The sequence below is a fragment of the Pseudomonas sp. yb_9 genome (assembly GCF_043103635.1).
In the GTDB taxonomy this organism is placed as follows: domain Bacteria; phylum Pseudomonadota; class Gammaproteobacteria; order Pseudomonadales; family Pseudomonadaceae; genus Aquipseudomonas; species Aquipseudomonas monteilii.
The window spans coordinates 1-21921 of record NZ_JBICKA010000035.1 but is presented as its reverse complement, the minus strand read 5'-3'; the positions used below and the strand labels follow the sequence as shown (position 1 = coordinate 21921).

The following is a 21921-nucleotide window of genomic DNA, read 5'->3' as shown; positions in this document are numbered from 1 at the left end:
CTCGTTCCTCAAGCAGCCTGCTTCACGCGGCAGGCTGCAAGTAAAAGCCAGGGCGGTGTGGGCCGGCCTGGCTTGGGCATCGTTGCGAAGCGTTGCCTACGAACGCTTAGTAGCGGTAGGCGTGCGGCTTGAACGGGCCTTCGACGGTCACACCGATGTAGTCGGCTTGTTGCTGAGTCAGCTTGGTGACCACACCGCCGAAGCCGCGAACCATTTCCAGGGCCACTTCTTCGTCGAGTTTCTTCGGCAGCACTTCTACGGTCAGGCGCTCGGCCTTCTTCTCGGCCGACAGGTCGGCGAACTTCTGCTTGAACAGGAAGATCTGGGCCAGTACCTGGTTGGCGAACGAACCGTCCATGATGCGGCTTGGGTGGCCAGTGGCGTTACCCAGGTTGACCAGGCGGCCTTCGGCCAGCAGGATCAGGTAGTCGTCGTTCTGTGGGTCGAAGCTGCCAGCGCCGGTACGGTGAATCTTGTGCACCTGCGGCTTGACCTCTTCCCAGGCCCAGTTCTTGCGCATGAAGGCAGTGTCGATCTCGTTGTCGAAGTGGCCGATGTTGCAGACCACGGCACGCTTCTTCAGGGCCTTGAGCATGTTGGCGTCGCAGACGTTGACGTTACCGGTGGTGGTCACGATCAGGTCGATCTTGCCCAGCAGGGCCTTGTCGATGCTGGCTTCGGTGCCATTGTTGATACCGTCGATGAACGGCGAGACCAGCTCGAAGCCGTCCATGCAGGCCTGCATGGCGCAGATCGGGTCAACTTCGGTGACCTTGACGATCATGCCTTCCTGACGCAGGGATTGGGCCGAGCCCTTGCCCACGTCACCGTAGCCGATCACCAGGGCTTGCTTGCCCGACAGCAGGTGGTCGGTGCCGCGCTTGATGGCGTCGCTCAGGCTGTGACGGCAGCCGTACTTGTTGTCGTTCTTGCTCTTGGTGACCGAGTCGTTGACGTTGATGGCCGGCACTTTCAGCTCGCCCTTGGCCAGCATGTCCAGCAGGCGGTGTACGCCGGTGGTGGTCTCTTCGGTCACACCGTGCACGCGGTCCAGTACCTGTGGGTACTTCTTGTGCAGCAGCTCGGTCAGGTCGCCGCCGTCGTCGAGGACCATGTTGGCGTCCCAAGGCTGGCCATCTTTCAGGATGGTCTGCTCCAGGCACCACTCGTACTCTTCTTCGGTTTCACCTTTCCAGGCGAATACCGGAATACCGGCGGCGGCGATGGATGCGGCGGCCTGGTCTTGAGTGGAGAAGATGTTGCAGGACGACCAGCGCACTTCGGCACCCAGGGCTACCAGGGTTTCGATCAGCACGGCGGTCTGGATGGTCATGTGGATGCAGCCCAGGATCTTCGCACCCTTGAGCGGCTGCTCGGCCAGGTACTTGCGACGCAGGCCCATCAGCGCAGGCATTTCCGATTCGGCAATGATGGTTTCGCGACGGCCCCAGGCGGCCAGGGAGATGTCGGCGACTTTGTAATCGGTAAAACCAGCAGGCATGTTTGCAGCGCTCATGAGAGCCTCCATTCGTAGTGTGCGAATGGGCGCCGTTGTGCGTTAAGCGCCCGCAAGCGCGAGCAACGCCCCATCCGAGCCTGACAGGCCTAGCCTGCTGCAGCGCCCCTCGGACAGGTGGCGGGCATGGCACCGCTGTGGGCAACCATGTGAAGCGGCGCAGATTATAGCCGCCCCCGCCCGCTTGCCCAAGGTTTTCTGTCGATTAATCGCGACGATAGTCGATGTTCAATGGAGCGATGGCGGCCGCTCTGCCATCATTGCTCTACGTTAGCCAAGCAGGTCAGGAGTACAGATGAACTTTCACACCCGCAAGTGGGTTAAACCCGAAGACCTCAACCCCAATGGCACCCTGTTCGGTGGCAGCCTGTTGCGCTGGATCGATGAAGAGGCGGCGATCTACGCCATCGTCCAGCTGGGCAACCAGCGCGTGGTGACCAAGTACATTTCGGAAATCAACTTCGTCAGCGCTTCGCGCCAGGGCGACATCATCGAGCTGGGCATCACCGCCACCGAGTTTGGTCGCACCTCGATCACCCTCAAGTGCGAAGTGCGCAACAAGATCAGCCGCAAGGCCATCCTCACGGTCGACAAGATGGTCTTCGTCAACCTGGGTGAAGACGGCCTGCCGGCGCCGCATGGGCGCACCGAGATCAAGTACATCCAGGACCAGTTCCCGGATTCTGCGGTGGAGTAAATAGACGCCGCAAGCCTTAAGCTGCAAGCTACAAGAAAAAGCAGACCGCACGCGGTTCGCTTGTAGCTTGTAGCTACTGAGGCTGGGCGCTGACCTTGCGCACCACCCGCCCGATGCTCAACCCCTGCACCAGAATCGACGACAGCACCACGATGTAGGTGATCGACAGCAGCAGGTCACGCTCCTCGCCCAGCGGCAATGACAGCGCCAGGGCCACCGACACCCCACCCCGCAAGCCACCCCAGGTCAGCACCCGCACCGTGCCTTTCGGCACCGGGCGCCAGCGCCGCAGCAGCACAATGGCCGGGGCCACGGTCAGCAACCGCGACAGCAGCACCGCCAGCGCCAGCACGCCGCCGGCCGCCAGGTGCATCCAGTTGAACGGCAGCAGCAACAACTCCAGGCCGATCAACGCGAACAACAAGGCGTTGAGCATGTCATCGATCAACTCCCAGAAACCGTCCATGTAGCGACGGGTCATGTCATTCATCGCCAGGTTGCGGCCCAGGTTACCGATGATCAGGCCGGCCACCACCATGGCGATCGGCGCCGAGACGTGCAGCTCGTAGCACATGGCCGAGCCACCAATGACCAGTGCCAGGGTCAGCATGACCTCGACCTGGTACTGCTCGACACTTTTGATCATGCGGTAGGTGGCGTAGCCGATCAGCCCGCCAAACACCACGCCGCCGATGGCCTCCCGGGCGAACAGGATGGCGGTGTCGGTCATGCTCGGTGTTTCACCCAGCTGGATGATGCCCAGCAGCACGGTGAACACCACTACCGCCGTGCCATCGTTGAACAGCGACTCGCCAACGATAGTGGTTTTCAGCGGTTTGGAGGCGTTGGCGGTGCGCAGCGCGCCCAGCACGGCAATCGGGTCGGTGGGCGAAATCAGCGCACCGAACAGCAGGCAGTAAATCAACGGCACCTGCCAGCCGAACAGGGCGAATACCCAGTGCGACAAGTAGCCGATAACCACGGTGGCGATCAGCACGCCCAATGTCGCCAGCAGGCCAATGGGCCAACGGTAACTGCGCAGGTCGCTGAGGTTGACGTGCAGTGCGCCGGCAAACAGCAGGAAGGCCAGCATCCAGTGCATCAGCAGGTCGTTGAAATCGATCTGGTTCATCAAGCCTTCGACGCGTTCTTCCAGGCCAGGGAAGCCGATCAGGCTCAGGCCCTGCAGCATCAGGGAGAACAGCAATGCCGTGACCATCACGCCGATGGCGGGGGGCAGGCCGATGAAGCGGTAATTGACGTAGGTAAGAAGGGTGGTGAGGCAGATAAACGCGGCAACTAATTCAAGCATCCCGAATCCTGTAACAGTGGCTTCCAAGTCGTTACCCGAATAGCTCGGGCAGTTCTTTGATGACCTGGCGCGGGGTTCGGGACACAGGGTTTGACCGGATTCCCTGAAATCGTTCCCATGCCGGGGGCGCAGCGGCCCCCGGAATGCCCTATATTCGACGCCTTACAACCCTGCAAGGATAAGAAGGCGTGTTGGCAACATCCCTGGTGCTGGTCGCCGCCCTGCTGCATGCGACCTGGAACACCCTGATCAAATTCAGCGGCGAGCGCCTGCTGGTAATCGCCAGCATGGACACGGTTGCACTCGCTTTCGCGGTGCTGGCCGTGGCGTTCGTCGATGTGCCGCCTGCTGAAATCTGGCCTTGGTTGATCGCTTCGGCACTCGCCGAGCAGTTGTACCGCTACTTGCTGATCCAGGCGTATCGCGTGGGCGACCTGGGGCTGGTCTATCCTCTGATGCGCGGGTTGTCACCATTGGTGGTGCTGGGGCTGACCCTGGCCTTCGCCGGGGAATCGCTGAGCCAGCAGCAAATCATCGGCATCCTGTTGATCCCGTGTGGCATGGCCTGCCTGTTGTGGCAGGGCGGTGGCGGCGACCGGCTGCCTTGGTCGATGCTGCCGGTGGTTGCCCTGATTGGCCTGTGCATCGGCTGCTATACCTGGTTCGATGGCCAGGCCGTGCGCTTATGGGGCAAGCCTTGGGACTACCTGGTGTGGTTGACCCTGCTCAGCGCCTGGCAATTTCCGCTGCTGGCCAGCGTGGCTCGGCGCGCACCGTTCATGCTGTTCTGGCGAACACAATGGCGCCTGGGGCTGGCGGTGGGCTTTTGTGTATTGTTCAGCTACGCCCTGGTGCTCTGGGCCATGCATCTGGGGTCGGTGGCCGAGGCAGCTGCGTTGCGGGAGTTAAGCGTGATCCTGGTGGTGCTGCTGGGCATGCGCTACCTCAAAGAACCTTTTGGCGGGCCAAGACTCCTAGCTTGCGGGCTGGTCCTGGCAGGCATGCTGGTGATGAAGCTCTAACCCATTTTCGAACAAGGAGTCCTGAGCATGACCGTTGCCCTCTGGTGCATTTTGATCGCGCTGCTGTTGAATCCGCTGTGTGCCTTGATCGCCAAGGTGAGCAGTGGCCGCTTTGGTCTCAAGGACAACCATGACCCGCGCGCCTTCCTCGATACCTTGTCGGGCTTGCCACGGCGTGCCCATGCTGCGCAGCAGAATGGCTACGAGGCGTTTCCGGCGTTTGCCGCAGCGGTCCTGGTGGCGGATATCGTCGGCAATGCCGAGCAGGTGACGCAGGATGTGCTGGGAGTGATGTATATCACCAGCCGCCTGCTTTACATCATCTGCTATCTGGCGGATTGGGCTGCCTTAAGGTCGCTGGTGTGGTTTGCCGGGTTGGCGCTGATTGTGGCGTTCTTTGTGGTTTCCATCTGAGACCGGGTTGCCTTCTTCGCGGGCTTGCCCGCTCCCACATGTACAACACAGCCCTTGAATACTTTGGTGTACCTGTGGGAGCGGGCGAGCCCGCGAAGAACCCAGCGCCGATCAAGGCACCTTAGGGACTTCTGGCAGTGGTTGCCCCTTAGGCCACAGCATCCAGATCTGCCCTTGCTGCTTCATGTTCCCGGCCAGCTCACCGGCTTGCGGCCCGGTACCCCAGAACAGGTCCGCACGCACTTCACCAGCAATCGCCCCGCCAGTGTCTTGCGCTCCCACCGGGCGCACCACTGGCGAGCCATCCGGGCGAGTCGTGGACAGCCACAACAAGCTGCCCAGCGGTATCACCTTGCGGTCGATGGCCACGCTGTAGCCGGCAGTCAGTGGCACGTTTAGCGACCCGCGCGGGCCTTCGTTGCTGTCTGGGCGGGTGCTGAAGAACACGTAGCTGGGGTTGCTGGCCAGCAGTTCCGGAACGCGCTGCGGGTTGGCCTGGGCCCAGGCATGAATGGCGCCCATGCTCACCTCTTCTTTTTTCAGCTGGCCCTGTTCCACCAGCCAGCGGCCGATTGGCCGGTAGGGGTGGCCGTTCTGGTCGGCGTAGCCCAGGCGCAGTTGCCGGCCGTCCTCCAGCTGGACGCGGCCAGAGCCCTGGATCTGCAGGAATTGCAGGTCCATCGGGTCGGTCAGCCAGGCCAGCACCGGCGCCTTGACGCCGTCACGGTTGATCACCTCGGCAGTGTCGTAAGGCTTGAGCACCCGACCATCGAGGCGACCGCGCAGGCGTTTGCCCTTCAGCTCGGGGTACACGCTGGCCAGGTCGACCACGATCATGTCTTCAGGAATGCCATAAACCGCCACATGGTTGGTCGACGACTGCTTCAGGCTACCGGGGTAGACCGGCTCGTAGTAGCCGGTGATCAGGCCGTTGGGGTTGTTCTCGGCAGAGCGCAGGCCGTACACCTCCAGGTTCTGCTCCAGAAAGGTGCGCACTTGCGCGGCGCTTGCCGTGGCGCTTCCGGCTGCTTCGCAGGTGGCGGCCCAAACCGGGTCGCGCTTGAGCTTCTCGCAGCCACTGCGCCAGGCGTAGAAACCGGCCAGCAGGTCTTCATCGCTGACCGCCGGCAGGTCTTTCCAGGTGGCCGGGGCATAGGTGGCGATGGCGTGGGGCTCGGGCTTTGCGTTCTCGCCGCCATTGCAGCCGGCCAACAACGCCAGTACAGGGAGTGTCCAGGCCAGGTGGCGCAGGGCAGAGTTCATGAGTGCATTCCTGTCATGGGCGAACATGAATATTCGCCCCTGTATTTTATGTGGCTATTGGTCTTTGGCCTGTTGGCAGCGATACTGGCCACCCATTTGCGTAGGCCGAAGTGACCGTGATGTTGAAGCGATTGACCGTTGTTCTGCTGGCAGCACTGGCCCTGGGGGGGTGTGACGGGGTTGACCCGAACTCGCCACTGGGCAAGCGCAAAGTGATTTTCAAGGACATGCTCAAGACCAGCGAGGATCTGGGGGGCATGCTGCGTGGCCGGTTGCCGTTCGACGGGATCAAGTTTGCTGACGGTGCGCTGAAGCTGGACAGCCTTGCACATCAGCCCTGGCAGCATTTTCCAAAGGTACGCGATGGCGGCGACAGCGCCGCCCGCGCCGAAGTATGGGAGCGCCAGGCGCGTTTTCATGACCTGGCCCGGCAGCTGGAGGGCGTTACCGGCGAACTGGTCGGCGTCACCCGCAGCCAACCGCTGGATGCCGCGCAGTTGAAGGCGCCGATGGACAAGGTCGAAGCGGCGTGCAAGGCCTGTCATACCGAATTCCGCAATCACTGAACACTGCATCGCTTTTACATACCAGCGCATAACCGTCTGATCTGGCAGGAACCCTGTGGGAGCGGTGCTTGATCAAGCTATGTTCGTCTTATCAGCGATCCAGGTCGTCCACGGCTTCCTGCAATTCTTTACGCGACTCGGCCAGCTTGTCTTTACGCTTGTTGATCTTCTCGGCGTCGCCTTTTTTCTCGGCCTTCTTCAAGTCTTTTTCCCGCTGCGCCACTTCATGGCGGGCGTCGAGCACCTTCTGCTCACGTTCCTTGCGCAGGCTGGCGTCGGTGCAGTTGTCCACCCCGCGCAGGGCTTCTTCCAGTCCGGCAACCTGGTCGCTGTTGCCATGGTCACGGGCAATTTTCAGCTGGTTTTCGATGGCACTGCGCTTGGCGGCGCAGCCGGTCAGGCCGGCATCCGGCTGGGCAGCCTGTGCGGTGCCTGCGGCCAGGCCAAGTGTCGCAAGCAGCAAAAGGGTCGAAATACGTTTCATGAAAAGCCTCCTGGACGGGGCGGGGCAGCAAAAGTTGGTGGAAATCCTGCCTTGGTTTTGCCCATTTAGAAACCCTTGTCGGTCTTTTCTGGTGCGATCTCAGGGTTTCCCTGCAAGTAAATTGGTAAAAAATCATTGCTCGATGGGTTCGCTGCCGTTCTGGAACCCGTTGATCCCTGCCAGGGCCAGCTCTGCGGCAAGGGCTTTGACCTCATCGGCAGCAATAAACGCCGCCAGTTGCTGCCCACGCTTTTCGCCAATCCCGGCCAAGGCTTGCCATTCACGGCTGCTGCGCTTTTCCAGCCCCGGCCAGTCGTCTGCCAGCTGCAGGCTCGACGGTAGGGGTGTACCCAGCCCGCGCAACCATTGGGCAAAAGGCCTTGAGCGGGCCGCATCGAAGCTGCTCGCCAACTGCGCAGATGTCGCATCACTGATGCCTGCCACCTGGCCCAGGCGCTCGGCATCCAGGTACAACCAGTCGGCCATCGATGTCACTAGCCCGGCGTCCACCAGCCGGCGCCAGGTGCCAGGCCCCGTGCGTGGCAGGGCCAGCCCGTGTTTGCCGCTGAGCCACGTCAGGCGGGCAATGAATTGCTCCTCGCAGCCCTCGCTGGCCTGCCAGCAACTGTGGGCGTGGTAACGGTCGGGCGCCGGTGCGCTGACCGCCTGGCGTTCGACTGCGCGATGCACCACCTGCTCCAGACGCGGAATGGTCAACCCGGCCAGGCTGATGGCCACTTGGTCACCGGGGCGGATGTCGAGGCTGTGCCAGCGCGCCAGCGAGCCCAGGCTCACCTGGGTAATGCGCCGGTCGTCCAGGGTAACCGGTAGCAATTGCAAAACTGGCGTGACCTTGCCGGTGCGACCGACCCGGAAGCGTACGTCACGCACTTCGGCCAAGGCCTGCGCGTAGGGGTATTTCCAGGCCGCAATCCAGTAAGGCGCCTTGGCCTGCCAGCGCGCTGCGGGCGGCCGACTGCCCTGGCGCAGCACCACACCATCGGTGGCGAAGGGCAGGGCAGAGCGGTACCAGTGGTCGCGCCAATGGGCTGCCTCGTCCGTGGTGCGAATGGCAATGCTGTAGCGCAGGCTTTCCGGAAAGCCCAGTTGCGCCAGTTGCTTGAGGCGCTCAGCCTGCTGGCTGGGGCCGTGCGGCCAGTCCCAGACGAACAGGCCGATGCCGGCGCCTTGTTCAGTTGTCAGCTGTTTGCGTGCGAGCAGCCCGGCCACGGTGCCCCGGGCGTTGGCGCTGCCTGCCCGGGCTTGCACATGCTGGTCCAGGCGCAGATACAGCTCACCCTGCAATTGCAGGTCGATTGCCTGAGGCAACTGCCGGGTGAGGGTGCCCAGCTGGGGAATGTGCCGGCTCCAGTCGTGCCCCTGCACGCCGTCTCCGCGACTGACCAACTGCACCAGCTGGCCTTGCCGATAGGTGAGCGAGACGGCAACACCGTCGATCTTGGGCTGCACCCATACACCGGTTTTGCCGACCAGCCAACGTGCGACGGCCTGGCGGTCGGCCAGCTTGTCGATGCCGGTGTGCGGTACCGCGTGGGGGATTGGGCCTCGCGCGCTGGCCAGGGGGGATGAAGCGGTGGCCAGGCCAAAGCATTGCTGCAAATGCTCCAGGCGTTGGCGGCTCTGGTCGTAAAGCGCGTCGGCCACCAGCGCAACGCCTTGTCGGTGGTAGTGATCGTCCCAGCGGGCAAGTGTGGCCCGCAGTTGCGCTACTTCGGCGTCGACGTGTTGTGCAGACCAGTCGGGGCACTGCTCGGCCCGGGCCAATGGGGCCTGCAGCAACAGCAGCAGGGTAAGCAACAGAGGGTAACGCATGGCCAGCATCCTTGCGTGGCGTGTAGGAGCCCCCAGCCTAGGCGGGTTCACTGGTGCTTGCCGCAGCGCGATTGTCAGCCGATATGTCACAAAAAAGCCCCTGCCGATCACTCGGCAGGGGCTTTCGCCAGCCTCTGTAGGAAACTTACAGGCCGGCAGCGTCACGCAGCGACTGGGCGCGGTCGGTGCGCTCCCAGGTGAAGGTGGTGAAGGTGTCGTCGCCGACAGTCTTCTGCTGCGGGGTGCGACCGAAGTGGCCGTAGGCCGCGGTTTCCTGGTACATCGGGTGCAGCAGGTCGAGCATGGTGGTGATGGCGTACGGACGCAGGTCGAAGCACTCGCGCACCAGCTGGATGATCTTGTCGTCGGAAACCTTGCCGGTACCGAAGGTGTTGATCGAGATGGAGGTCGGCTGGGCCACGCCAATGGCGTACGACACCTGGATCTCGCAACGCTCGGCCAGGCCGGCGGCGACGATGTTCTTGGCCACGTAGCGGCCAGCGTAGGCAGCGGAGCGGTCGACCTTGGACGGGTCCTTGCCGGAGAACGCGCCACCACCGTGGCGGGCCATGCCGCCGTAGGAGTCGACGATGATCTTGCGGCCGGTCAGGCCGCAGTCACCCACCGGGCCACCGATGATGAAGTTGCCGGTCGGGTTGATGTGGTACTGGGTGCCCTTGTGCAGCAGCTCGGCAGGCAGGGTGTGCTTGACGATCAGTTCCATCACGGCTTCTTGCAGGTCTTTCTGCGAAACCTCAGGGTTGTGCTGGGTCGACAGCACCACGGCGTCGATACCGACCACCTTGCCGTCTTCATAGCGGCAGGTGACTTGCGACTTGGCGTCCGGGCGCAGCCATGGCAGCAGGCCGGATTTGCGCGCTTCGGCCTGGCGCTCGACCAGGCGGTGCGAGAAGCAGATCGGTGCCGGCATCAGCACTTCGGTTTCGTTGCTGGCGTAGCCGAACATCAGGCCTTGGTCACCGGCGCCCTGGTCTTCAGGCTTGGAGCGGTCCACGCCTTGGGCGATGTCCACCGACTGCTTGCCGATGATGTTCATCACGGCGCAGGTGGCGCCGTCGAAGCCAACATCGGAGCTGTTGTAGCCGATGTCGATGATGACTTTACGCACCAGGTCTTCCAGGTCGACCCAGGCCGAAGTGGTGACTTCGCCGGCGATGATGGCAACACCGGTCTTGACCAGGGTTTCGCAAGCTACGCGGGCGTATTTGTCCTGGGCGATGATGGCATCGAGGACTGCGTCCGAAATCTGGTCGGCGATCTTGTCCGGATGCCCTTCGGACACGGACTCGGAGGTGAAAAGGGAGTATTCGCTCATCTCGAAGGTTCCTGAAATTTACCGATGGTGTATGTCGCCAGCCGTCCGCTGGAAATGGCGGACCTGGATCTGGAAACCGTTACGCAAGCCTACGTACAGGCTGTCCCTGTGGGCCAGCCCGGCAGCGTTGGCCCAGCGGGCCAGGTCGTCCTGTTCGAAGCCAAGCCACAGGTCGCCGCAGGCTTCGCGCGCCCACCCCTGGTCATGGCTGCACAGTTCGGTGACCAGCAGGCTGCCGCCTGCCTTTACCCGTTTGGCCAGCTGGCGCAAGGCCAGGGCCGGGTCGCTGAAATGGTGCAGCACCATGTTCAGCACTACGCAGTCGGCGGCCACATCCGTTGCACCCAGTGCATCGGCCAACTGCAGGTTGACGTTGTGAAGCCCTTCGCGCTGGCACACCTGGCGCGCCAGCTCAAGCATGGTCGGGCTGTTGTCCAGGGCGGTGACCTGGGCAAAGCGCCGGGCCAGGTCTGGCAGGAAGCCGCCGTCGCCGGGGCCAACCTCCAAGGCGCTGGCGGCCGGGTCGAAATTGAGTTTGTCGAGCAGTGTCAGCAGGCTTTCGCGGTATTGCGGCAGGCCGGCGATCAGGTCTTGCTGGGCGCGGAATTTCTCTTCCACACGCAGGAAGAAGTCCTGGCTGGTGGCCGCGCGGCGCTGTTGCACCTGGGCGATCCGCGCTTGCACATCAGGCGGCAGGGCCATGTCATCCACTTCTTCAAGCAACGCCGCGTGCAGCCGGCCACCCAGGCGCAGCCCGTCGGGCAGGGCGCGGCGGTAGAAGATGGCGTTGCCTTCGCGACGGGTTGCCACCAGCTCGGCCTGGGCCAGCACCTTCAGGTGGTGGCTCATGCCCGACTGGCCGATGTCGAAGATCTGCGCCAGTTCCAGCACACCGAACGAGTCGTTGGCCAGGGCGCGCAATACGTTCAGGCGCAGCGCGTCGCCACTGGCCTTGCACAGGGCGGCCAATGCTTCGCGTTGCTCGGTGATCGATTGCGCACGGAGGTTCATGGGGCGGCAGTCTAGACAGGCATCAATGCCCTAGCAAGGCCAATATCAAAAAGTTTTGATATTGAGTGATGGGCGGGGCGGTTATCCCGGTTTTGCCCCGAATTGAAGGCCAATCACAGGAAAATCCCCCGACTGCGACCATACGTCATTGCCCCAAGCCCCCCCAGTGGGCGAAAATGGCCGCCTTTTTTCGTGACACCACCTATTCAAGCCCCCCAGGAGATCAGCGATGCCCAGCCGTCGTGAACGTGCCAACGCCATTCGTGCCCTCAGCATGGATGCCGTGCAAAAGGCCAACAGCGGCCACCCAGGTGCCCCTATGGGCATGGCGGATATCGCCGAAGTGCTTTGGCGCGACTATCTGAAGCACAACCCGAGCAACCCGAGCTTCGCCGACCGTGACCGCTTCGTGCTGTCCAACGGCCACGGCTCGATGCTGATCTACTCGCTGCTGCACCTGACCGGCTACGACGTCACCCTCGATGACATCAAAGGCTTCCGCCAGCTGCACAGCCGCACCCCGGGCCACCCGGAATACGGCTACACCCCAGGCGTCGAGACCACCACCGGCCCACTGGGCCAGGGTATCGCCAACGCCGTGGGCTTCGCCCTGGCCGAAAAAGTACTGGCTGCCCAGTTCAACCGTGAAGGCCACACCATCGTCGACCACAACACCTACGTGTTCCTGGGCGATGGCTGCATGATGGAAGGTATCTCCCACGAAGTCGCCTCGCTGGCCGGCACCCTGGGCCTGAACAAGCTGATCGCCTTCTACGACGACAACGGCATCTCCATCGACGGTGAAGTGCACGGCTGGTTCACCGACAACACCCCGGCGCGCTTCGAAGCGTACAACTGGCAGGTGATTCGCAACGTCGACGGCCACGATGCCGAAGAAATCAAGATGGCCATCGAGACGGCGCGCAAGAGCGACCGCCCGACCCTGATCTGCTGCAAGACCATCATCGGTTTCGGTTCGCCGAACAAGCAGGGCAAGGAAGATTGCCACGGTGCCCCGCTGGGCAACGACGAAATCGCCCTGGCCCGCAAGGAACTGAACTGGAACCACGGCCCGTTCGAAATCCCGGCCGACATCTATGCCGAGTGGGACGCCAAGGCCGCCGGTGCCAAGGCCGAAGCCGACTGGAACCAGCGTTTCGACGCCTACGCCAAGGCCTTCCCGGAACTGGCTGCCGAATTCAAGCGCCGTGACAGCGGCGAGCTGCCGGCCGACTTCAGCGAGAAGGCCCAGGCCTACATCAACGAAGTGGCCGCCAAGGGCGAAACCATTGCCAGCCGCAAGGCCAGCCAGAACGCCCTGAACGCCTTTGGCCCACTGCTGCCCGAGTTCCTGGGTGGTTCGGCTGACCTGGCAGGCTCCAACCTGACCCTGTGGAAGGGCTGCAAGGGCGTCGAAGCCAATGACGCCAGCGGCAACTACGTGTTCTACGGCGTGCGCGAGTTCGGCATGACCGCCATCATGAACGGCGTTGCCCTGCACGGTGGCCTGGTGCCTTACGGCGCGACCTTCCTGATGTTCATGGAATACGCCCGCAACGCCGTGCGCATGTCGGCACTGATGAAGCAGCGTGTGATCCACGTCTACACCCACGACTCCATCGGCCTGGGTGAAGACGGCCCGACTCACCAGCCAATCGAGCAACTGACCAGCCTGCGCAGCACGCCGAACCTGGACACTTGGCGCCCGGCCGACGCGGTGGAATCCGCCGTGTCCTGGAAACACGCCCTGGAGCGCAAGGACGGCCCTTCGGCGCTGATCTTCTCGCGCCAGAACCTGCAGCACCAGGCACGCGACGCTCAGCAGATCGCCGACATCAGCCGTGGTGGCTACGTGCTCAAGGACTGCGCTGGCGAGCCGGAGCTGATCCTGATCGCCACCGGTTCCGAAGTGGGCCTGGCCGTTCAGGCGTTCGACAAGCTGACCGAGCAAGGCCGCAAGGTGCGTGTGGTTTCCATGCCGTGCACCAGCGTGTTCGATGCCCAGGACGCTGCCTACAAGCAGTCGGTGCTGCCGCTGGAAGTGGGTGCGCGTATCGCCATCGAAGCGGCCCACGCCGACTTCTGGTACAAGTACGTCGGCCTGGAAGGCCGTATCATTGGCATGACCACCTACGGTGAGTCGGCGCCGGCTTCGGCACTCTTCGAAGAATTCGGCTTCACCCTGGAAAACATCCTGGGTACTGCCGAAGAGCTGTTGGAAGACTGATGTAAAGATCTGCGGGCGGTGTCGCCTGCATTCGCGGGCAAGCCCGCTCCCACAGGGTTACATGCGACCCCTGTGGGAGCGGGCTTGCCCGCGAATGCCACACAGCAATTCCCGCAGGCTGACGAAAATAATATTGTCTCGTGAGCCCCGAATGCCCCACCTGCGTCCCTACAAAGTTGCACTCAACGGTTATGGCCGTATCGGCCGCTGTGTCCTGCGCGCGCTGTTCGAGCGGGGGGCAAAGGCCGGTTTCGAGATCGTCGCGCTGAACGACCTGGCCGACCAGGCCAGCCTGGAATACCTGACACGCTTCGACTCCACCCACGGGCGTTTCCCCGGTGAGGTGAAGGTCGATGGCGATTGTCTGCATATCAATGGCGATTGCGTGAAAGTCATGCGCAGTGCTACCCCTGAAGGCATCGACTGGGCAGCGCTTGGCATCGACCTGGTGCTGGAATGCTCCGGCGCCTACAACACCCGCGCCGATGGCCAGCGTTTCCTCGACGCCGGTGCGCCCCGGGTACTGTTCTCGCAGCCCATGGCCAGCGAAGCCGACGTTGACGCCACGGTGGTCTACGGCATCAACCAGGCCTGCCTGACGGGTAGCGAACGCCTGGTGTCCAACGCCTCGTGCACCACCAACTGCGGTGTGCCGCTGCTGCGTGTGCTGGACCAGGCGTTCGGCATCGAATACGTGCAGATCACCACCATTCACTCGGCGATGAACGACCAGCCGGTGATCGACGCCTACCACCACGAAGACCTGCGCCGCACGCGTTCGGCCTTCCAGTCGGTGATCCCGGTGTCCACTGGTCTGGCGCGTGGCATCGAGCGCCTGCTGCCGGAACTTGCCGGGCGAATCCAGGCCAAAGCGGTACGTGTGCCCACCGTCAACGTCTCGTGCCTGGACATCACCCTGCAGACCGCCCGCGACACCAGCGCGGCCGAGGTCAACCGGGTACTGCGCGAGGCGGCACTGGAAGGGCCGCTCAAAGGCTTGCTGGCCTACACCGAGCTGCCGCACGCCAGCTGTGATTTCAATCATGACCCGCATTCGGCGATCGTCGATGCCAGCCAGACTCGCGTTTCCGGCCCCCGCCTGGTGAACCTGCTGGCCTGGTTCGACAACGAATGGGGTTTTGCCAACCGAATGCTCGACGTTGCCGAACACTTTCTGCACGTCGTTCACCCAACCCGCAACAAACAGCCCTGAAGGACTGCATTCATGACCGTGTTGAAGATGACCGACCTCGACCTGCAAGGTAAGCGCGTACTGATCCGCGAAGACCTCAACGTACCTGTGAAGGACGGTGTGGTAGCCAGCGATGCGCGTATCCTGGCAGCGCTGCCGACCATCAAGCTGGCCCTGGAGAAAGGCGCAGCGGTAATGGTCTGCTCGCACCTGGGCCGCCCGACCGAAGGCGAGTTCTCTGCCGAGAACAGCCTCAAGCCGGTTGCCGACTACCTGATCAAGGCCCTGGGCCGCGACGTGCCGCTGGTTGCCGACTACCTGGACGGTGTCGCGGTACAGGCCGGTGACCTGGTGCTGTTCGAGAACGTGCGCTTCAACAAAGGCGAGAAAAAGAACGCTGACGAACTGGCGCAGAAGTACGCTGCCCTGTGCGACGTGTTCGTCATGGACGCATTCGGCACTGCTCACCGCGCCGAAGGTTCGACCCATGGTGTGGCCAAGTTCGCCAAGGTCGCTGCTGCCGGCCCGCTGCTGGCTGCCGAGCTGGACGCGCTGGGCAAAGCCCTGAAGGCGCCTGCCAAGCCGATGGCGGCCATCGTTGCCGGTTCCAAGGTGTCCACCAAACTGGACGTGCTGAACAGCCTGAGCGCCGTGTGCGACCAGCTGATCGTCGGTGGCGGCATCGCCAACACCTTCCTGGCTGCTGCTGGCCACCCGGTGGGCAAGTCGCTGTACGAGCCTGACCTGGTCGACACCGCCAAGGCCATCGCCGCCAAGGTCAGCGTGCCACTGCCGGTGGACGTGGTGGTTGCCAAGGAATTCGCTGAAACGGCCGAAGCTACCGTCAAGGCCATTGCCGACGTGGCAGCCGATGACATGATCCTGGACATCGGCCCGCAAACCGCGGCCAACTTCGCCGAGCTGCTGAAGTCGTCGAAGACCATCCTGTGGAACGGCCCGGTCGGCGTGTTCGAGTTCGACCAGTTCGGCAACGGCACCCAGGTACTGGCCAAGGCCATCGCCGACAGCGCTGCATTCTCCATCGCCGGTGGCGGTGACACCCTGGCAGCCATCGACAAATATGGCGTCAGCAAGGATATCTCCTACATTTCTACCGGTGGTGGTGCCTTCCTCGAGTTCGTCGAGGGCAAGGTCCTGCCCGCCGTGGCAATTCTGGAAGAGCGGGCCAAGGCCTGATGACGTCGGCGCTTGGCAAAGGGAGTGGCCTGATGGTCAAGCAATTGCCTGTGATGATGCTGGCCGGCCTGCTGAGCGCCTGCTCTGGCAGCCCGGCTTCTGATGCCGATCCGGCGCATTCACCCAAGGGCGGCTGCTATCAGTCCGAATGGCAGGCCGAAACCGTGCCGGTCATCAGCAAGCGCGTGGGCCCGGAAGGCCTGGAAAAGTACGACGAAGACCACCAGCGCAAGGCGCCGGGTTGCCCTTGAGCCCGGCGTTTCGTCGGCTCAGGCAACCAAGCGACCGCTGTGCGGTCATCTAGAGGATAGGTAATGAAAGCGCTTTTGGCCGTGACGGCCCTGGCGACACTGGCAGGATGCTCACTGCTGCAGCCGGCGCAACCCGCCCCGGCAGACAACTGGACCCGTTGGGTCTGCGACACCCAGGCCGAAGTGCTGTGGCGCTTCGCCGATGCACAACACGACCAGGTCGACGTGCGCCTGGGTGGCGGCGACCAGGTCTACCGGCTCAAGTCCGAGCCGGGTGCCTCGGGGGCGCTGTACAGCGATGGCATGCTGGCCTTCCACACCAAGGGCGAAGAAGGCCTGGTGTACTGGGTGGCAACCAACGATCTGATTGGGCGGGGCTGCAAGGCACCGTGACTGGCCGGGCCGCGACGGTGGCCCACACTACTTGAACAGCAACCGCCCCTGCGGCAGGCTTGCACGAAACAAACGACGCTTGTCGGGAGAGAGATACACAATGGCACTCATTAGCATGCGCCAGATGCTGGACCACGCCGCCGAGTTCGGTTACGGCGTACCAGCTTTCAACGTCAACAACCTCGAGCAGATGCGCGCCATCATGGAAGCGGCCGACAAGACCGACTCCCCGGTGATCGTCCAGGCTTCGGCCGGTGCCCGCAAATACGCTGGCGCCCCGTTCCTGCGCCACCTGATTCTGGCGGCCATCGAAGAATTCCCGCACATCCCGGTGTGCATGCACCAGGACCACGGCACCAGCCCTGACGTCTGCCAGCGCTCGATCCAGCTGGGCTTCAGCTCGGTGATGATGGACGGCTCGCTGGGTGAAGACGGCAAGACCCCGACCGACTACGAGTACAACGTCCGCGTTACCCAGCAGACCGTTGCTATGGCACACGCCTGTGGCGTTTCGGTAGAAGGCGAGCTGGGCTGCCTGGGTTCGCTGGAAACCGGCATGGCCGGTGAAGAAGACGGCATCGGCGCCGAAGGCGTGCTGGACCACAGCCAGATGCTGACCGACCCGGAAGAGGCTGCCGACTTCGTCAAGAAGACCCAGGTCGACGCCCTGGCGATTGCCATCGGTACCAGCCACGGTGCCTACAAGTTCACCAAGCCACCTACCGGTGACGTGCTGGCCATCGACCGCATCAAGGAAATCCACAAGCGCATCCCCAACACCCACCTGGTGATGCACGGTTCTTCCTCGGTACCGCAAGAGTGGCTGGCGATCATCAATCAGTACGGCGGCGACATCAAGGAAACCTACGGTGTACCGGTTGAAGAGATCGTCGAAGGCATCAAGTACGGCGTACGCAAGGTCAACATCGACACCGACCTGCGTCTGGCCTCTACCGGTGCCATGCGCCGCCTGATGGCGACCAACCCGAGCGAGTTCGACCCACGCAAGTTCTTCGGTGAAACCGTCAAGGCCATGCGCGACGTGTGCATCGCCCGTTACGAAGCCTTCGGCACCGCCGGCAATGCCTCCAAGATCAAGCCGATCTCCCTGGAAGGCATGTACCAGCGCTACCTGAAAGGTGAGCTGGCCGCCAAGGTCAACTGATCGACCGGCAGCATGAAAACCCGCAGCGATGCGGGTTTTTTTATGGGCGACAGAACCTGCACATAATCCCGGCAGACTTACCGTTAGTCGGCTACGGTACAGTTGAGCCACTGATAGCGTTCTGATTGCATTGCGCGTTACGGCCTTGGGTCTAGAGTATTAATGGATCCAACCGTATTTTGAAGTCGGTCACATAACAGAGAAGCAGCATGGATGGCGCTCAAGCTCAAGCTCAACCGCAGCCACTGGATGGCAGCTCGGTTCTTCTGGTGGTAGACGACTACCCCGAGAACCTCATCAGCATGCGGGCCTTGCTGGCCCGGCAGGATTGGCAAGTGTTGACGGCAAGCTCAGGGATGGAAGCCTTGAGCGCGTTGCTCGAGCACGATGTCGACCTGGTCCTGCTGGATGTGCAAATGCCGGAAATGGACGGTTTCGAAGTCGCCCGGTTAATGCGTGGCAGCCAACGCACCCGGCTGACCCCGATTATCTTCCTCACCGCCAACGAACAGTCCGAAGCCGCCGTACTCAAAGGCTACGCCAGCGGCGCCGTCGACTACATGTTCAAGCCGTTCGACCCGCAAATCCTCAAGCCCAAGGTTCAGGCCTTGCTCGAACAGCAGCGCAACCGGCGCATGCTGCAACGTCTGAGCCGAGAGCTGGAAGCCGCGCGGGCATTCAACGCATCGATCCTGGAGAATGCTGCCGAGGGCATCCTGGTGGTAGATGCCCAAGGTGTCATCAGTTTTGCCAACCCGGCCATTTCGCGCTTGCTGGCGGCACCGGTGCAGCAATTGCAGGGCGCTCACCTGCTTGACCTGGTGCAACTGGCCAATGCCAGCCTGTGGGGTGAGTCCGACTTCTACCAGGCCTACCTGGGGCGGCGCATTTTCCGCGTACACGATGCCCAGTTGCGCACTTTGGGGGGCGAGCTGGTGCCGGTGGCGCTGTCCTGTGCACCGCTGCCGGCCGACCAGCAGGCCATGGTGGTGACGGTGCTGGACATGTCGGTGGTGCGCAACCTGCACCAGCAGCTGGAGTACCAGGCGGTTACCGACCCGCTCACCGGGTTGCTCAACCGGCGGGGTTTCTACCAGGCCGCCGAAGGTGCGCTGCTGCGTAACGAGCGCTCGGACAAGGCGCAGGCGCTGATGTACATGGACCTGGATGGCTTCAAGCGCATCAACGACTCGCTGGGCCACGAAACCGGTGATCGCGTGCTGCGCTGGGTAGGCGAGCAACTCAAGGACTGCCTGGGTAGCGAGGCGTTGCTGGCGCGGATGGGCGGTGATGAATTTACCGCGCTGTTTGATAGCCTGCCTTACCCCGAGCAGGCGGGCCGTTACGCCGAGAAACTGCTTGAGCGTATTTCGATCAGTCACCAGATCGAAGGGCTCGATGTGAGCCTTGGGGTGAGCATCGGCATCGCCACCTACCCGGACTGCGGCGCCAATGTGGAAGGCCTGTTGCGTGCAGCCGATGCGGCGATGTACGCCGCGAAGCAGGCCGGGCGCCAGCAGTACCGCTTCTATGACCAGGAACTCAACGGCCGGGCACGTTCGCGCCTGATGCTTGAAGACAGCGTGCGCGCCGCCATCGAGCAGCAGGACTTCACCTTGGTCTATCAGCCGCAGGTGTCGTTCATCGATGGCCGTCTGCGTGGTTTCGAAGCATTGTTGCGCTGGCAGCACCCTAGCGTTGGCGATGTGCCGCCGGGGCTGTTCATTCCGTTGCTGGAGGAAGCACGGCTGATCAACCGGCTGGCCAGCTGGATTTATCGGCAGGGGGCCGCTCAGCGCCAGGCCTGGTATGAACGCTTCCCCGCAGACCTGGTACTCGGCATCAGTTTGAGCCGTGCGCAGTTCGTCATGCCCAGCCTGGTTGAAGAGTTGCAGCGGGTCATCCAGCTTTACCAACTGGACCCGGCGCAGCTGGAGGTGGAAGTGGCGGAAACCTCGTTGATGTACAACATCGATGCGGCCGTGAAACAGATACACCGCCTCCGCGAGTTGGGGGTGCGGGTAGCGCTGGATGACTTTGGGGCGGGTGACTGTTCATTGCGCATGCTGCGCGACCTGCCAATCGACACCCTCAAGCTTGACCGCCACCTGGTGGCACGCCTGCCCGACTCGGCGGTGGATGCGGCCTTGGTCCGCAGTGTGATTGGCCTGTGTGCCGACTACCGCATCACGGTGATTGCCGAAGGGGTGGAGACCCCGGCTCAGGCGGCCTGGCTCAAGGCCAATGGTTGTGAATATGTGCAGGGCTTCCTGGTGGCTTACCCAATGATCGCAGCGGACGCCAGCGGCTTTCCGGCAATTTTCTCGTGGCCTGGGCCATGATTGGCTAGAATCGGCATTCGTTACGCCGAATGCAGCGCCATGACCGTATTACGTTACTTGCAAGCCTATCCCCCGCACCTGCAAGCGCAGGTGCGGCAGATGATCGACAGCGGCCGCCTGGGCGAGTACCTGCAGCGACGCTACCCCGACCGCCATGACGTGCAAAGCGACAAGGCGCTGTACGGCTATGCCCAGGACCTGCGCCAGCAGTACCTGCGCACCGCGCCGGGCCTGGACAAGGTATTGTTCGACAACCGCCTCGACCTGACCCATCGGGCCTTGGGCCTCAATACGGCGGTGTCGCGGGTGCAGGGCGGCAAGCTCAAGGCGAAAAAGGAAATCCGCATTGCCTCGTTGTTCAAGGAGGCCGCGCCACAGTTCTTGCGCATGATCGTGGTGCACGAACTGGCGCACCTGCGCGAGCGCGATCACAACAAGGCGTTCTACCAGCTCTGCCAGCACATGGAGCCGGACTACCACCAACTGGAATTCGACCTGCGCGTCTACCTGACTTATCGGGAGCTGCCGGGCAACGTTTAAGGACCACGCAGCATGGAAGTGAGCAAGACCAAGAGCAGCTTCTACCGCCGTTTGTACGTGGCCTGGCTGATCGACAGCCAGACCGCGACCAGCGTACCCGCGTTGATGGAGGCCACCGGGATGCCACGGCGCACGGCCCAGGACACCATCGCCGCCCTGGCCGACCTGGACATCGTCTGCGAGTTCGAACAGCAAGAGGGCGCACGCAACCACGCCGGGCATTACCGCATTCATGACTGGGGCGCCATCGACAAGCAGTGGATCATCCAGCATCTGCGGCAGATCCGGGAAGTGCTCGGGTATCCCTGAACGGCCAAAATAGAGGCAAATTGACACTATTGGCCGCTGCTCCCGGCAACAGGTTTGTGTAATCTCATCGCCAGTGTGTCCCCCCATTGCGAAAGGACGTGAGCATGCGGCCACTGCTTTGTGTTCTGGGTTTACTGGCAATGATGCTGGCAACACCCGCACCGGGTCACGCCAAGCTACGCCTGGTGGCCGACAACTGGCCACCGTTCACTGATGCCAGCATGCCGGGTGGTGGCTTGGCGACCAGTATCGTCACTACGGCGCTGACCCGAGCCGGTTATGCCAGTGCAGTCGAAGAGGCACCATGGGCCCGGGCGTTGCTGGGGATAAGCGAAGGGCGTTACGACGTGCTGATCAATGCCTGGCAGAGCGATTCGCGCGCCCGCATCGGGCAGTTCTCCAGCGCCTACCTGACTAACCGCATTCGCTTGCTACAACGCACGGGCGATGAGTTCCGCTATCAGCGTCAATCGGACTTGTACCCTTATAGCATTGCTGTGGTGCGTGATTACGCCTACTCACCTGAGTTCGACGGCGATACCCGGTTGAACAAGGTGGCGGTGCGCAACTTTTCGTCGGCGGTGCGCATGCTGGCGGCCGGGCGGGTGAACCTGGCGGTGGAGGACGAGTATGTGGCGCGTTACAACTTGCAGCGTGAACCGCAGGAGGTGCGCGATGGGGTGATGCTGGTGGAGCCGCCGCTGGGGGAGAACACCTTGCATATACTGGTTAGCCTGAAGCATCCGGAGCATGCGCGGATTGTCGAGCGGTTCGAACGGGCGGTTGTGGCGATGAAGGCGGATGGCAGTTATGCCCGGCTGCTGCGTGAACATGGCTTCTGATCTCTTTTG

21 protein-coding genes and 1 riboswitch are annotated in these 21921 nt (G+C 62.6%); of the genes, 14 read left to right on the top strand and 7 right to left on the bottom strand.

Annotation, left to right across the window (positions count from 1 at the left end; all coding sequences use genetic code 11):
* Positions 1 to 106: 106 nt before the first annotated feature.
* On the bottom strand, positions 107 to 1516 hold the full coding sequence (ahcY, locus tag ACF8MI_RS09100; protein ID WP_200928854.1) for an adenosylhomocysteinase: 1410 nt from the start codon (positions 1514 to 1516) through the stop codon (positions 107 to 109).
* Between the two features lie 20 nt (positions 1517 to 1536).
* Positions 1537 to 1633: riboswitch (S-adenosyl-L-homocysteine riboswitch) on the bottom strand.
* A 178-nt stretch (positions 1634 to 1811) separates the two neighbouring features.
* Between ahcY and ACF8MI_RS09095 the strand changes: the two genes are divergently transcribed.
* Positions 1812 to 2213, top strand: a complete 402-nt coding sequence (locus tag ACF8MI_RS09095) for an acyl-CoA thioesterase (protein WP_016712397.1) — start codon at positions 1812 to 1814, stop codon at positions 2211 to 2213.
* Positions 2214 to 2286: 73 nt separating this feature from the next.
* Here the strand turns inward: ACF8MI_RS09095 and ACF8MI_RS09090 are convergent, their stop codons facing one another.
* Complete coding sequence (locus ACF8MI_RS09090; RefSeq protein ID WP_060501018.1) at positions 2287 to 3525, bottom strand: sodium:proton antiporter; 1239 nt, start codon at positions 3523 to 3525, stop codon at positions 2287 to 2289.
* Between the two features lie 188 nt (positions 3526 to 3713).
* Here ACF8MI_RS09090 and ACF8MI_RS09085 point away from each other — a divergent pair, with 188 nt between their 5' ends.
* Both ACF8MI_RS09085 and ACF8MI_RS09080 read left to right on the top strand, forming a co-directional pair.
* Positions 3714 to 4547, top strand: a complete 834-nt coding sequence (locus ACF8MI_RS09085; protein WP_016712395.1) for an EamA family transporter — start codon at positions 3714 to 3716, stop codon at positions 4545 to 4547.
* A gap of 27 nt (positions 4548 to 4574) precedes the next feature.
* A complete protein-coding gene (locus ACF8MI_RS09080; RefSeq protein WP_060501016.1) occupies positions 4575 to 4961 on the top strand; it encodes an MAPEG family protein in 387 nt (128 codons plus the stop codon).
* 111 nt (positions 4962 to 5072) lie between these two features.
* Here ACF8MI_RS09080 and ACF8MI_RS09075 read toward each other — a convergent pair whose 3' ends face one another.
* The gene (locus ACF8MI_RS09075; RefSeq protein WP_060501014.1) at positions 5073 to 6224 is read right to left on the bottom strand and encodes a murein transglycosylase A; all 1152 of its coding nucleotides are present in this window, start codon (positions 6222 to 6224) and stop codon (positions 5073 to 5075) included.
* 119 nt (positions 6225 to 6343) lie between these two features.
* On the opposite strand from ACF8MI_RS09075, the gene ACF8MI_RS09070 reads away from it, so the two are divergent.
* Positions 6344 to 6790: a cytochrome c gene (locus ACF8MI_RS09070; protein ID WP_200928853.1), complete on the top strand. Its 447-nt coding sequence runs from the start codon at positions 6344 to 6346 to the stop codon at positions 6788 to 6790.
* A gap of 91 nt (positions 6791 to 6881) precedes the next feature.
* Here the strand turns inward: ACF8MI_RS09070 and ACF8MI_RS09065 are convergent, their stop codons facing one another.
* The 4 genes from ACF8MI_RS09065 to ACF8MI_RS09050 all read right to left on the bottom strand — a co-directional run bounded on the left by ACF8MI_RS09065 (position 6882) and on the right by ACF8MI_RS09050 (position 11454).
* Positions 6882 to 7274, bottom strand: a complete 393-nt coding sequence (locus ACF8MI_RS09065; RefSeq protein ID WP_016712391.1) for a DUF1090 domain-containing protein — start codon at positions 7272 to 7274, stop codon at positions 6882 to 6884.
* Positions 7275 to 7406: 132 nt separating this feature from the next.
* Positions 7407 to 9107 (bottom strand): NAD-dependent DNA ligase LigB, encoded by a 1701-nt coding sequence (gene ligB / locus ACF8MI_RS09060; RefSeq protein WP_060501010.1) that lies wholly within the window; start codon positions 9105 to 9107, stop codon positions 7407 to 7409.
* Positions 9108 to 9252: 145 nt separating this feature from the next.
* Positions 9253 to 10443 carry a methionine adenosyltransferase gene (gene metK / locus ACF8MI_RS09055; RefSeq protein ID WP_060501008.1) on the bottom strand — a complete coding sequence of 397 codons (1191 nt, stop codon included), beginning with the start codon at positions 10441 to 10443 and terminating at the stop codon, positions 9253 to 9255.
* Between the two features lie 18 nt (positions 10444 to 10461).
* A complete protein-coding gene (locus ACF8MI_RS09050; RefSeq protein WP_200928852.1) occupies positions 10462 to 11454 on the bottom strand; it encodes a metalloregulator ArsR/SmtB family transcription factor in 993 nt (330 codons plus the stop codon).
* A 229-nt stretch (positions 11455 to 11683) separates the two neighbouring features.
* On the opposite strand from ACF8MI_RS09050, the gene tkt reads away from it, so the two are divergent.
* From tkt to ACF8MI_RS09000, 10 genes are all read left to right on the top strand, one after another.
* Positions 11684 to 13681, top strand: coding sequence for a transketolase (gene tkt, locus ACF8MI_RS09045; protein WP_104833840.1), 1998 nt, complete (start codon positions 11684 to 11686; stop codon positions 13679 to 13681).
* A gap of 151 nt (positions 13682 to 13832) precedes the next feature.
* A complete protein-coding gene (gene epd, locus ACF8MI_RS09040) occupies positions 13833 to 14894 on the top strand; it encodes an erythrose-4-phosphate dehydrogenase (RefSeq protein WP_012274524.1) in 1062 nt (353 codons plus the stop codon).
* Between the two features lie 12 nt (positions 14895 to 14906).
* Positions 14907 to 16070 carry a phosphoglycerate kinase gene (locus tag ACF8MI_RS09035; protein ID WP_200928851.1) on the top strand — a complete coding sequence of 388 codons (1164 nt, stop codon included), beginning with the start codon at positions 14907 to 14909 and terminating at the stop codon, positions 16068 to 16070.
* Positions 16070 to 16321 carry a hypothetical protein gene (locus ACF8MI_RS09030; protein ID WP_019097664.1) on the top strand — a complete coding sequence of 84 codons (252 nt, stop codon included), beginning with the start codon at positions 16070 to 16072 and terminating at the stop codon, positions 16319 to 16321. The genes ACF8MI_RS09035 and ACF8MI_RS09030 overlap by 1 nt, the downstream gene beginning before the upstream one ends.
* 63 nt (positions 16322 to 16384) lie before the next feature.
* Positions 16385 to 16714 (top strand): MliC family protein, encoded by a 330-nt coding sequence (locus tag ACF8MI_RS09025; RefSeq protein ID WP_200928850.1) that lies wholly within the window; start codon positions 16385 to 16387, stop codon positions 16712 to 16714.
* 100 nt (positions 16715 to 16814) lie between these two features.
* Positions 16815 to 17879, top strand: a complete 1065-nt coding sequence (fba, locus tag ACF8MI_RS09020; RefSeq protein WP_012274520.1) for a class II fructose-bisphosphate aldolase — start codon at positions 16815 to 16817, stop codon at positions 17877 to 17879.
* 209 nt (positions 17880 to 18088) lie between these two features.
* A complete protein-coding gene (locus tag ACF8MI_RS09015) occupies positions 18089 to 20221 on the top strand; it encodes a bifunctional diguanylate cyclase/phosphodiesterase (RefSeq protein WP_060500998.1) in 2133 nt (710 codons plus the stop codon).
* A gap of 39 nt (positions 20222 to 20260) precedes the next feature.
* On the top strand, positions 20261 to 20761 hold the full coding sequence (locus ACF8MI_RS09010) for a M48 family metallopeptidase (RefSeq protein ID WP_060500996.1): 501 nt from the start codon (positions 20261 to 20263) through the stop codon (positions 20759 to 20761).
* Positions 20762 to 20773: 12 nt separating this feature from the next.
* The gene (locus ACF8MI_RS09005) at positions 20774 to 21070 is read left to right on the top strand and encodes a helix-turn-helix domain-containing protein (protein WP_016395304.1); all 297 of its coding nucleotides are present in this window, start codon (positions 20774 to 20776) and stop codon (positions 21068 to 21070) included.
* A gap of 104 nt (positions 21071 to 21174) precedes the next feature.
* Positions 21175 to 21912 carry an ABC transporter substrate-binding protein gene (locus ACF8MI_RS09000; RefSeq protein WP_104833844.1) on the top strand — a complete coding sequence of 246 codons (738 nt, stop codon included), beginning with the start codon at positions 21175 to 21177 and terminating at the stop codon, positions 21910 to 21912.
* Positions 21913 to 21921 lie beyond the last annotated feature (9 nt).